At 69.6% G+C, this 11,787-nt stretch carries 10 protein-coding genes; 6 read left to right on the forward strand and 4 right to left on the reverse strand.

What is annotated here, in order from left to right; genetic code table 11:
* The first annotated feature begins 17 nt into the window (after positions 1 to 17).
* Positions 18 to 2,483, forward strand: coding sequence for a tetratricopeptide repeat protein (locus AB0M51_RS04920; RefSeq protein WP_344200845.1), 2,466 nt, complete (start codon positions 18 to 20; stop codon positions 2,481 to 2,483).
* A gap of 412 nt (positions 2,484 to 2,895) precedes the next feature.
* On the opposite strand, the gene AB0M51_RS04925 is transcribed toward AB0M51_RS04920, so the two are convergent.
* The 3 genes from AB0M51_RS04925 to AB0M51_RS04935 all read right to left on the reverse strand — a co-directional run bounded on the left by AB0M51_RS04925 (position 2,896) and on the right by AB0M51_RS04935 (position 6,490).
* The gene (locus AB0M51_RS04925) at positions 2,896 to 4,608 is read right to left on the reverse strand and encodes an alpha/beta hydrolase (RefSeq protein ID WP_363748075.1); all 1,713 of its coding nucleotides are present in this window, start codon (positions 4,606 to 4,608) and stop codon (positions 2,896 to 2,898) included.
* A 61-nt stretch (positions 4,609 to 4,669) separates the two neighbouring features.
* Positions 4,670 to 5,272: a GNAT family N-acetyltransferase gene (locus tag AB0M51_RS04930; protein ID WP_344200839.1), complete on the reverse strand. Its 603-nt coding sequence runs from the start codon at positions 5,270 to 5,272 to the stop codon at positions 4,670 to 4,672.
* Positions 5,273 to 5,290: 18 nt separating this feature from the next.
* Complete coding sequence (locus tag AB0M51_RS04935; protein WP_344200836.1) at positions 5,291 to 6,490, reverse strand: DUF418 domain-containing protein; 1,200 nt, start codon at positions 6,488 to 6,490, stop codon at positions 5,291 to 5,293.
* Between the two features lie 165 nt (positions 6,491 to 6,655).
* Here AB0M51_RS04935 and paaA point away from each other — a divergent pair, with 165 nt between their 5' ends.
* Genes paaA through paaE form a run of 5 tightly spaced genes read left to right on the forward strand, consistent with a single transcriptional unit; the run spans position 6,656 to position 10,177 of the window.
* Positions 6,656 to 7,576 carry a 1,2-phenylacetyl-CoA epoxidase subunit PaaA gene (gene paaA, locus AB0M51_RS04940; RefSeq protein WP_344200833.1) on the forward strand — a complete coding sequence of 307 codons (921 nt, stop codon included), beginning with the start codon at positions 6,656 to 6,658 and terminating at the stop codon, positions 7,574 to 7,576.
* The gene (gene paaB, locus AB0M51_RS04945; protein WP_344200831.1) at positions 7,573 to 7,854 is read left to right on the forward strand and encodes a 1,2-phenylacetyl-CoA epoxidase subunit PaaB; all 282 of its coding nucleotides are present in this window, start codon (positions 7,573 to 7,575) and stop codon (positions 7,852 to 7,854) included. The genes paaA and paaB overlap by 4 nt, the downstream gene beginning before the upstream one ends.
* Positions 7,851 to 8,585 carry a 1,2-phenylacetyl-CoA epoxidase subunit PaaC gene (gene paaC / locus AB0M51_RS04950; RefSeq protein WP_344200828.1) on the forward strand — a complete coding sequence of 245 codons (735 nt, stop codon included), beginning with the start codon at positions 7,851 to 7,853 and terminating at the stop codon, positions 8,583 to 8,585. Before paaB ends, paaC begins: the two co-directional genes overlap by 4 nt.
* Complete coding sequence (paaD, locus tag AB0M51_RS04955) at positions 8,579 to 9,064, forward strand: 1,2-phenylacetyl-CoA epoxidase subunit PaaD (protein ID WP_344200826.1); 486 nt, start codon at positions 8,579 to 8,581, stop codon at positions 9,062 to 9,064. Before paaC ends, paaD begins: the two co-directional genes overlap by 7 nt.
* A gap of 27 nt (positions 9,065 to 9,091) precedes the next feature.
* Positions 9,092 to 10,177: a 1,2-phenylacetyl-CoA epoxidase subunit PaaE gene (gene paaE, locus AB0M51_RS04960; RefSeq protein ID WP_344200823.1), complete on the forward strand. Its 1,086-nt coding sequence runs from the start codon at positions 9,092 to 9,094 to the stop codon at positions 10,175 to 10,177.
* 93 nt (positions 10,178 to 10,270) lie between these two features.
* On the opposite strand, the gene argG is transcribed toward paaE, so the two are convergent.
* Positions 10,271 to 11,704: an argininosuccinate synthase gene (gene argG / locus AB0M51_RS04965; RefSeq protein WP_344200820.1), complete on the reverse strand. Its 1,434-nt coding sequence runs from the start codon at positions 11,702 to 11,704 to the stop codon at positions 10,271 to 10,273.
* Between the last annotated feature and the right edge of the window lie 83 nt (positions 11,705 to 11,787).

Consider the following 11,787-nt stretch of genomic DNA (forward strand, 5'->3'; position numbering starts at 1 on the left):
CTGGGTGGGGCCGTCCTGTGCCGTCAGAAGGGTCTCGCCGCGGCACGGACGACGTGCAGGGGGCTGGGTTCGGTGGCCTGCTGCGCCGGCACCGGCGGGAGGCCGGGCTGTCGCAGGAGGGGCTGGCGGAGCTTGCCGGTCTGAGCGTCGACGCGATCGCGGCACTGGAGCGAGGACGCCGCCGTGCGCCGCGGGCGCAGACGCTGCGGCTGCTCGTCGACGCCTTGCGGCTGGGGGACCAGGACAGGTTGCTGTTCGCCGCGGCTGCCCACCAGGACGCGGACACGGCCCGGATGCCGCTGCGCCCGCCGCCGGTGCCGACCAGCGAGCTGATCGGCCGCAACACCGAGCTGACCGCGACGACCCGCCTGCTGACCAAGCGCATCAGCCGCCTGGTGACGCTGACCGGACCCGGTGGGGTCGGCAAGAGCAGGCTCATGCTGGCGGTCACAGGCGAGGTGGGGGACGCCTTCCAGGACGGCGTCTGCTGGGTCCAACTCGCACCGCTCACCGATCCCGAGGCCGTCGTACCGGCGGTTGCCGAGGCGATCGGTCTGCAGAGCCGGCTCGCCGACGACGTGGCGGACCAGATCGGCCGCAGCGCGATGCTCCTGGCCCTCGACAACTGTTCGCACATGCTCGCGCCGGTCGAGCGCCTGTGCGTCATGCTGCTCGAGCGCTGCCCCCATCTGTCGATCCTCGTCTCGAGCCGTGAGCTGCTCCGGCTGACCGGCGAGAGCGTGTACGTCGTACCGTCGCTCGGACTGCCGTACGACGAGGACCACCTGGAGTCGTCCGAGGCGGTCCGGCTGTTCGTCGATCGCGCGACCGCCCGCGGGTACGACCCGACCGGGCAGCTCGACCAGGTGGCGCGCGTCGTCCGCCGCCTGGAAGGCATGCCGCTCGCGATCGAGCTGGCGGCGGCCCGGACGTCCGTGATGACGATCGAGGAGCTGGCGACCGAGCTGGAGACGTCGTTCGGCATCTTGGCCGGCGGGTCGCGGACGCTGTCGCCCCGGCAGCAGTCGATGTACGGCGCGATCGAATGGAGCTACGCGCTGCTCGACCCGGCCGAGCGGGAGATGTTCGCGCAGCTGTCGGTGTTCAAGGGCGGCTGGACGCTCGGTGCGGCCGCCGCTGTGCTGTCCGGGGTGCGGACGCGGGTCGAAGCGCTCGACCTGATCGGCCGGCTGGCGGACAAGTCGCTGATCAAGGTGACCCGGCGCGGCGGCGTCGCGCGGTACTACATGCTGATGGTGATCCGCGAGTTCGCGGCCGATCGACTGCAGGCGGCGGGCGGTGCGGAGGCGGCGGCCGAGCGGCACGCGCGGCACTACCTGAGCCTGGTCGAAGAGGCCGAGGGACAGCTGCGCGGGCCGGAGCAGGGGGAGTGGCTGGATCGGCTGGAGGCCGAGCTGTCGAACCTGCGGGCCGCGATGGCCTGGTCGATGCGGACCCTGTCCGTCGCCGAGGCGTTGCGGCTGGCCGGTGGGCTGTGGCTGTTCTGCTGCCTCCGCGGGCACTACGCGGAGGGGAGCCAGTGGCTGGAGCGGGCGTTGGATCTCGGCGACGCACCGGGGCTCGAGGCCGAGCGGGCGAAGGCGAACCTCGGCGCGGGGACGCTGGCGTTCCTGCAGTGCGAGTACGACGCGGCGACGGAGCGGCTGCAGACGGCGCTGACGCAGTACAAGGAGCTCGGCGACAAGGCCGGTACGGCGATGGTGCTGCAGCGGCTTGGGGGAGTGGCGCGTGAGCGCGCGGACTACGAGGCGGCGGAGGACCTGTACTGCGAGAGCTACGACCTGTACGAGAGCCTGGGCGATCGGGCCGGGATGGCGTGGGCGCACAACCACCTCGGGTTCGTGGCGTGGTTGCGCGGCGATCTCGAGATCGGGGCCCGGCGGTGCCGGCGGGCCCGGGACAGCTTCCGGGTCGTCGGGGACGGCGAGGGGCTGGCCTGGTCGTTGATCAGCCTCGGCACGATCGCGCAGTACGGCGGGGAGCTCGTCGAGGCGGAGGAACTGCTGCAGGAGAGCCTGGCGTTGTCGCAGCGGCTCGGGTATCGCGAAGGCGTGGCGTGGTCGCTGAACCAGCTCGGGATCGTGGAGCGGCGGCGCGGACTGACCGAGCGGGCCGTGCATCTGCTCGACGAAAGCCTCGCCGAGCATCGGGATCTGGGCGATCGGTGGCGGTCGGCCAGTGTGCTGGAGGAACTGGCCGCGGTCGCCCAGCATCGCGGGCGGAGCGAGTACGCCGCGTTCCTGCTCGGGGCCGCGGCCGAGGTCAGGGAGGTGATCCGGGCGCCCGTGCCACGGATCGAGCAGGCCGACTACGAGGCCACCCGCTCAGCGGTGGAATCGTCCCTGGACCGCCGAACCCTCCGGCTGGCCTGGTCGGCCGGCCGAGCCGCTCCGCTGGCCGCCGTCGCCGACGGCTACCCGCCGGGTGCGGCCGGCCGCGACCGAACCCGCGACCCGCTCTGATCGGCGCGCAGCGTCGGCTACCTGCCGCGCAGGCTCGCGCGAACCGCCCGCCTCGAGCGGGCGTGGTGGAGCCTCGCGAGGCACCACGACCTGGGGGATCGACGGTGCCCCGCGAGGGATCTGGAGATGCGTGACCCGGCCGGCTGTGTTCTGTCCGGGCCCTTCCGGGTCCTCGGCAGTCCCCCCACCCGCACAGCCGGCCGAAGCCACGTCCGGCGTAGGCCGTCGTCGAGCCCTCCCAGTCGACGCCCGATCCTCCGCGCTGACTCCAGGTTGCCGCGATCACGCTCCGTCGCACAGGGACGGAACCCTGACATCACCCTGACAACTATGTCCTGACAACGAAATCAGTCCGCGGAATTCGCCGACCGTGATCGACCGGTCGCGCATTCCGCAGAATGTCGAACGCGCGCTACCGAAGATATCCGGAAACGGCTTTCGTGAATCCGGCGATCTTTTGTAAAGGAGCACCGTCGGCGGCATCCGCACCGGGTACCTCGGGTCCGGGCGCCGGGATCCCCTCGCCCCGGCAGTTGACGTCTGAGGAGGGCGCGACGCCGGTGGTGAGGAACGTGTCGACGATCCGGTCCGCGCACCTGTTCACGCCGCCGTACACGCCGTGGTCGCCCTCGCCGGTGACGGTCAGCAGACGCGATCCGGCGTACCGCTCGTGCGCCGCGACGGCGAGCCCGTAGTTCGTCGCCGGGTCGTGTGTCGACTGCACCATCAGCGTTGTGGGCAAGCCTTTGCCGGTCGGTGTCGGCATCGTCAGGTGCGGGCGCTTCCAGTAGAAGCACGGGTTCTCGGTCATCGTCCAGCCGACCAGCGGGTAGTGCGGGCCGAGGCGGGCGGCCAGCTGTTCGCCGTACTCCGGCCCTTGCGGCCAGGGCGTGTCGTTGCAGGTGATCGCGGCGAAGGTGGCGTCCTCGGAATCGACCTCGCCGAGCATCCGGAGGCCGATCGGTTCTCGGTGCGCGCGCTGCACGAGTTGCTGCTGACGGGCCGCCGGAAGCGCGTCGACCTGCCGTTGCGCGGCCCGCGGACCGCCTTTTGCCTGGGCCCCGGAAAGGTCGGTCAGAAAACGCAGATCGGTGGCCAGGGAATGGAAGTCCAGCTTCGAGTACAAATCCCCGGTGACCAGCTGGTCGAGGGTGTTCTCGTCGTACGTGATCTTGACCGCGCCGTCCAGGAACTCCTCGGTCGCGGGCGCCGCCTTCAGCGCGCGTCGTAACCGTTCGTACAACCGGATCACCGCTCCGGGTGACGAGCCGAGGTGCAGGTCGGCGTCGTACTTCGCCGCCCAGGGCGCGAAGTCCTCGCGGAACCGGCGCTCGAACGCCTGCGGCTGCCCGCTGAACGTGTCCAGCCAGGTCCCGGTGAAGTCGGTGTTCGAGTCGAGGACGAAGCGGCCGACGTGCTGGGGGAAGTACGTCTGGTAGTACGCACCGAGCCAGGTGCCGCCGGAGTACCCGACGTAGTCCATCGTGTCGAAGCCGAGCAGTTGCCGGATCAGGTCCATGTCCTGCACGGTCTGCGCGGTGGTGATGTAGGGCATCAGGCCCCGGGACTGGCTGTCGCAGTACGGCTGCGCGAGTTCGGACGCCTCGGTGATCAGCCTGCGGGTCCCGGGATCGCGGTCCCGCGCGTCCATCGTGTAGTCGGGAGCGCCCTCGCAGCTGACGTTCGAACTGCCGCCGGTGCCGCGCGGGTCGAACCCGACCGCGAGGTGGTCCTTGGCAAGCGCCGGCCGGCTCGCGAGGTACGGCGCCATGCCGAGCCCGGCACCGCCCGGCCCGCCCGGGTTGCCGAACACCACGCGGCTCGGCCGGCCCTTGGCCGGGGCGACCTTGCTGACGGCGATCTGCAGGTCGCTACCGGCGTACTGGTTGGCCCAGTCGCGCGGGACCGTGATCTTCGCGCAGTACGTCCGGAACTCCTCGTCACCGCATCTCGTCCACGCGGGTCTCTGCTTCAGGTACTTCGACGCCACCGGATGCGGCCGGTCGACGACGGTTGCCGCTTGCATCGACGCCGTCGCCCCCGATCCCGGGACGACGAGAACGGCAACAGCGGACAGAACAACAGTGGAGAGGCCCAGGCCGACGGCCAGGGTGAGGTGCTTCATGCAGACTCCAACAGATGGCCACGCGTAATCGGTCCGTGACAATCTGTCATGCCTGCCGGGGCTACTCCGTGCCGGGGTCGGTGTGCAGCCGGATCTGCTTGATCCGCACGGACTCGTCGCCGTACAGGTCGAGCTCGCGGTGCGCCCCGTCCGGTGCCCAGCCGGCCTCGGTGTAGAAGGCGCGGAGCACGTCGTCGGTCGAGTTCACCCAGGCGGTCACCCGGCTGAAGCCGTCGGCGCGGGCGGTGTCGACGACCGCGTTCAGCAGCCGGGACCCGTGGCCGGCGCGGGTCGCCTCCGGGCTGACCGCCAGTTCGGCGACCAGGGCGTCGCGCTGCTGGTCGGCGTCCGGGTCGTCGGACGGGGTGACGGCCGCGAAGCCGACCAGGGTCCGGTCGGCCAGCGCGACCAGGACCCGGTTCCGCGCCTCGCCCGGGGCGAGCAGCGCGGCTCGCCACTGGGCCGCGAACTGCGCGGGGTTGAGATCGGCGAGGACGTCGGCCGGCAGGAGCCCGGCGTACGACGCTCGCCAGGCCGCCACCTGGATCTCGCCGATCTCTCCTGCCTCCGCGGGCAGCGCGAGCCGGACACTGGTCTCGGCGATCGGCGTAGCCCCGGACAGGTCCGAGAGGTTGGCGGGTTCCGGAACGCCGAAGTCACTCATGACCGCAATCCTCGCAAGTCAGTACACGAGCCGGCGCAGCAGGGTCTCGGCCGGGCCGCGGTACGACCGGCGGCTCATCGCGTACGCCCCGATGACCGAGCCGAGCCAGACGCCGATCGCGACCAGCGCCGCGGTGTACGCCGTACTCCCGAACCGCAGGTCCAGCGTGAACGGGGCCAGCAGGATCATCCACGACACCGACTGGAACAGGTAGCCCGACAGCGACCGCTGACCGAGCGCGGAGATCGCCCGTACCGGCAGCGACTGCTTGCGGATCCGCGCGACGATCAGACCGAACAGGGCGACGTACCCCGGCCCGCCGAACATGCCGGACACGTGCGACAGCAGGCTTGCCGAGTCCACCGCGGCCTGGTCGACGTGCATCCAGCCGGCCCCGATCAGCGCGAGCGGCAGACCGCCGACGAACGTGATGCCGAGACAGACGGCGGCCACGCGGGTCAGCAGGGTCTTGTGGGCGCCGGGGTTCTCCAGGAGCTGCTTGCGGGCGGCCCAGATGCCGAGCCAGACGATGATGATGAAGGGGAGCACGCTGGCCATGTGCAACGGGTACTCGTGCAGGCGGTCGACCAGGCTGCCGAAGTACGACGTGGCCGCCAGTGACGGGTTGGGGGAGTTGGTCAGCGAGTGGGCGGGCCCGGAGCTGCTGACGATCGACGCGACGGCCTTGGCGGCGATGAACAGGGTCTCGAGGGCCATGAAGGCCCAGAGGGCGAGGACGATCCGGTGGAACTTGTCGCCGCGGTTGAGCAGGACCAGTGCGCAGACGATCCCGACGACGCCGTACGCGCCGAGGAAGTCGCCGAAATACAGCAAAGTCGCGTGCGCGACGCCGAAGGCGATCAGCCAGGCGTTCCGCTTGACCAGGATCCGCCGTACGGCGGACGGGGTGGCGCCGGACGTCTGCTGCCGGCGGGCCAGCTGGACCAGGCCGTAGCCGAACATCACCGCGAACACCGGGTACGCCCGGGCGTCGACGAAGGTCAGCTTGAGGAAGTTCAGGATGCGTTCGAAGCCGTGCGGCGTGCTCTCCACGCCGGGCTGGCCGGCGAACGCGAAGTTCGCGCTGTTCGCGAGGCCGATCAGCAGCAGCATCGCGCCGCGGATCAGGTCCGGCGCGAGCGCCCGCTCGCGGCCGGTGACCGGGCCTCTGTGGTCGGTCGACGGATGGTCGACGGGGGTGCTGAGTGTGGTGGTCACGGGGGTCCTCCGGGAAACTGTGAAGCCCTTGAACGGATACCTCCATCCTGGGTCCGGGCGACCGGGCTCCCCAGTGCGGAAAGCCCACTCTCCGCGGTGGGTTCAGCACCACCTTTGTGACACTTGTTGTTGATTCTGGGAAAAAGTGTCACATATGCTGGGGGTATGGACAGCTTCCAGGCGACGATCGACGCCGACGGCCGGATCGAGCCGCGGGACGCGATGCCCGACGGGTACCGCAAGACCCTGGTCCGGCAGATCGCGCAGCACGCGCACTCCGAGATCATCGGCATGCAGCCGGAGGGCAACTGGATCAGCCGCGCGCCGTCGCTGCGCCGCAAGGCGATCCTGATGGCCAAGGTGCAGGACGAGGCCGGCCACGGGCTCTACCTGTACGCCGCGGCGGAAACGCTCGGCGTGGACCGCGCGGACCTCCTCGACCTGCTGCACAGCGGGAAGCAGAAGTACTCCAGCATCTTCAACTACCCGACGCTGACCTGGGCCGACATCGGCGCGATCGGCTGGCTGGTGGACGGCGCCGCGATCGTCAACCAGGTGCCGCTCTGCCGCTGCTCGTACGGGCCGTACGCGCGGGCGATGGTGCGGGTCTGCAAGGAGGAGTCGTTCCACCAGCGGCAGGGGTTCGAGATCCTGCACACGCTGTGCAACGGGACGCCCGGGCAGAAGGCGATGGCGCAGGACGCGCTGGACCGCTGGTGGTGGCCGTCACTGATGATGTTCGGTCCGCCGGACTCGGCGTCCACGCACTCGGAGCAGTCGATGGCGTGGGGGATCAAGCGGCACAGCAACGACGAGCTGCGGCAGCGGTTCGTGGACATGACCGTGCCGCAGGCCGACGTCCTCGGTCTCCGCGTCCCTGACGACGGGCTGGTGTTCGAGGACGGGCACTACCGGTTCACCGAGCCCGACTACGCGGAGCTGTACGAAGTTGTCAAGGGCAACGGTCCGTGCAACCAGCAGCGGCTGGCGAAGCGGGTCAAGGCGCACGAGGACGGTGCCTGGGTGCGTGAGGCGGCTGCTGCCTATGCAGCCAAGCGGGCTGCTCGTGAGGAGGCAGTGGCATGAGCGTCGAGCCGTTGTGGGAGGTGTTCGTGCGCTCGCGGCGCGGGCTGTCGCACACGCATGTCGGCAGCCTGCACGCGGCCGACGCGACGATGGCGCTGCGGAACGCGCGGGACGTGTACACCCGGCGCCAGGAAGGCGTGTCGATCTGGGTCGTCCGCGCGTCCGACATCACCGCGTCCAGCCCCGACGAGAAGGACGAGTTCTTCGACCCGGCCGCCGACAAGGTGTACCGGCACCCGACGTTCTACCAGGTCCCGGAAGGTGTCGAGCACCTGTGAACGACCTGTACGAGTACGCCCTCCGGCTCGGCGACGACGCGCTGATCGCGGCGCAGCGCACCGGCGAGTGGATCGCGTCCGCGCCGCAGCTCGAGGAGGACGTTGCCCTCGGCAATATCGGGCTGGACCAGCTGGGGCAGGCCCGCTCGCTGCTGCAGTACGCCGGGTCGCTGGCCGGCCGGACCGAGGACGAGTTGGCGTACTTCCGGGACGAGCGCGAGTTCCGGAACCTGCTGCTGTGCGAGCTGCCGAACGGGGACTTCGCGTTCGCGATGGCACGGTTGCTGTACTTCGCGTCGTACCAGCAGTTGCTGTACGACGAACTGCGCACGTGCGCCGACGAGACGCTGGCGGGTGTGGCCGGGAAGGCAGTGAAGGAGGTCGCGTACCACGTGGACCACGCGACCCAGTGGGTGCTCCGCCTGGGCGACGGCACTCCCGAGAGCCACCGCCGGATGCAGGCTGCCCTGGATACGCTCTGGCCGTACACCGGTGAACTGTTCGAGTCGGATCCACTCGTCCGACGGCTTCCGGTCGCGGTGGACCCGGCCGGCTTGCGGGATTCCTGGACCGATCGGGTGCTCGGGATCATCGACGAGTCCACCTGTGAGCGGCCTTCGTCGACGTACCAGCACACCGGCGGCCGCGACGGGCGCCATACCGAACACATGGGCTACCTGCTGGCGGAGATGCAGCACATCGCCCGATCCCATCCGGGTGCGACATGGTGACCGACGCCGCGATCCTGGAGGCAGTCGGCGAGGTCACCGACCCCGAGATCCCGGTCCTCACGATCGCCGACCTCGGCGTCCTTCGCGGCGTACGCCACGACGGCGACGAGGTCGTGGTGACCATCACCCCCACCTACTCAGGCTGCCCCGCCATGGACCTGATCCGCCACGAGGTAGAACTGACCCTTCAGTCCCTGAACGTCCCCGGCCGAGTAGAAACCGTCCTCTCGCCCGCCTGGACAACGGACTGGATGACGGACACAGGCAAAGCCAAACTCACCAGCTACGGCATCGCCCCACCCCCAACCTCCCACCAGTCCCGGGCCAACACCCCCATCCTCCTGCAGCTGACCATTCGCTGCCCGCTCTGCGGTTCCCCGAACACGACAGAGCTGAGCCGCTTCGGCTCCACCTCCTGCAAGAGCTTGTGGCGCTGTAACGACTGCAAAGAACCCTTCGATCACTTCAAATCCCTTTGAACAACAAACACAGCAAGGCGATCTGACATGACGACCATCGCCCCGAGGCGCCGCGCCACCTTCCACAGCCTGAAGGTCGCCGCGATCGACCCGATCACCGACGACGCGGTCGCGATCACCTTCGCCGTACCACCGGACCTGGCCGACGAGTACGACTTCACCGCCGGCCAGCACCTCACGATCCGCCGTACCGGCGAAGAGGTCCGTCGCAGCTACTCGATCTGCTCGCCCGCCGGTTCGGGCGTGCTGAAGATCGGCGTCAAACGGATCCCCGGCGGCGAGTTCTCGGCGTACGCCGCTCGCGACCTGAAGGTCGGCGACGAGCTCGAGGTGATGACGCCGCTCGGCCGGTTCGGCACGGAGCTGGGCGCCGCCAACGCCAAGCACTATGCCTTCGTGGCGGCCGGCAGCGGCATCACGCCCGTACTCTCGCTCGTCGCGACGATCCTCGCGGTCGAACCGTCCAGTCGAGTCACCCTGCTGTACGGCAACCGCACGGCCGGCTCGGTGATGTTCGCCGACGAACTGGCCGACCTGAAGGACCGGTACGCCGAGCGTTTCCACCTCGTGCACGTGCTGTCCCGCGAGACGACCGAGGTGGAGCTGTTCAGCGGACGGATCGACACCGACCGGCTGCAGCGGATGTTTGCGACGATCCTTCCGCTGGACTCGGTCGACGAGTGGTTCCTGTGCGGGCCGTACGCGATGGTGGTCGGCGCGCAGGAACTGTTGCTGTCCGAGGGCGTCGCCCGCGAACACGTCCACGCCGAACTCTTCCACGTCGGCGACGAAGCGCCCCAGGCGCCCGTCGAAGAGACGGTCACCGACGAGGACGCGGCCCAGGTCACCGTCATCCTCGACGGCCGCCGCTCGACCTTCCCACTCGGACAACATTCCAAGGCAGTCCTCGACGCAACCCTCGCCGTCCGCTCCGACGCCCCCTTCGCCTGCAAGGGCGGCGTCTGCGGCACCTGCCGAGCCAAGGTCCTGGAGGGCGAAGTCCGCATGGACACCAACTGGGCCCTCGAACCCGACGAAATCCGCGCAGGCTACGTCCTGACCTGCCAATCCCACCCCACAACCCCCGCCGTCACCCTCGACTACGACGCCTGACCGCCGAGTCGTGGAATGCGTTCGCAAAACGCGACCACGTCCCACGACTCGACGAAGGGGGCCCGAGCCGAACGCCACGACTCGGCGGCGAGGTCAGTCGGTGCCGGACTCCATCGCGGCGCGGTCGAGGAGTTCGTCCTCCTCGGTGGCCTCGCCGCGGGAGGCGATGGCCTCGGCGCCGCCCTTCGGGAGCTCGCCGATCAGGTCGGTGGACGACGCGAGCGCCGCGTTGGACGAGCCGAACATGCCGAGACCGGCGTACTGCTCGAGCTTCGAGCGGGAGTCCGCGATGTCCAGGTTCCGCATCGTCAGCTGGCCGATCCGGTCGACCGGGCCGAACGCCGAGTCCTCGATCCGCTCCATCGACAGCTTGTCCGGGTGGTAGCTGAGCGCCGGACCCGTCGTGTCGAGGATCGAGTAGTCCTCACCGCGCCGCAGCCGGAGCGTGACGGTGCCGGTGACCGCCGTACCGACCCACCGCTGCAGCGACTCCCGGAGCATCAGCGACTGTGGGTCGAGCCAACGACCTTCGTACATCAGCCGGCCGAGCTTGCGGCCCTCGGTGTGGTAGCTCGCGAGCGTGTCCTCGTTGTGGATCGCGTTCACCAGCCGCTCGTACGCGGCGTGCAGCAGCGCCATGCCCGGCGCCTCGTAGATACCCCGCGACTTCGCCTCGATGACCCGGTTCTCGATCTGGTCGGACATGCCGAGCCCGTGCCGGCCGCCGATCGCGTTGGCCTCCAGGACGAGGTCGACCGCGGTACCGAACTCCTTGCCGTTGATCGTCACCGGCCGGCCCTGCTCGAAGCCGATCGTGACGTCCTCGGTGTCGATCACCACCGAGGGATCCCAGTGCGCCACGCCCATGATCGGGTCGACGGTCTCCACCCCGGTGTCGAGGTGCTCGAGGGTCTTCGCCTCGTGGGTGGCGCCCCAGATGTTCGCGTCGGTGGAGTACGCCTTCTCGGTGGAGTCCCGGTACGGCAGGCCGTGCGCGACCAGCCACTCGGACATCTCCTTCCGGCCGCCGAGCTCGTGCACGAACTGCGCGTCCAGCCACGGCTTGTAGATCCGCAGTTGCGGGTTCGCGAGCAGGCCGTAGCGGTAGAACCGCTCGATGTCGTTGCCCTTGAACGTCGACCCGTCGCCCCAGATCTGTACGTCGTCGCCGAGCATCGCCTTGACCAGCAGGGTGCCGGTCACCGCCCGGCCGATCGGGGTGGTGTTGAAGTACGTCCGGCCGCCGGAGCGGATGTGGAACGCGCCGCACGCGAGCGCCGCGAGCCCTTCCTCGACGAGCGCCGCGCGGCAGTCCACCAGCCGGGTGATCTCCGCGCCGTACGCCGTCGCTCGCTCGGGCACCGAGGCGATGTCGGGCTCGTCGTACTGCCCGATATCCGCCGTGTACGTGCACGGGACGGCTCCCTTGTCCCGCATCCACGCAACCGCAACCGAGGTGTCGAGACCACCCGAGAAGGCAATCCCGACCCGCTCACCGACCGGCAAAGAAGTAAGTACCTTGGACACAGGAAGAGTATGCATCACCCTGAATGATTATGCAAAGAGCTGATGTGTTGAGGGGTGCGGCGGCCGGGTGGTGAGGGGAGGTG

Origin of the sequence: Kribbella sp. NPDC051137 (assembly GCF_040682535.1) — a bacterium.
In the GTDB taxonomy this organism is placed as follows: Bacteria; Actinomycetota; Actinomycetes; order Propionibacteriales; family Kribbellaceae; genus Kribbella; species Kribbella karoonensis.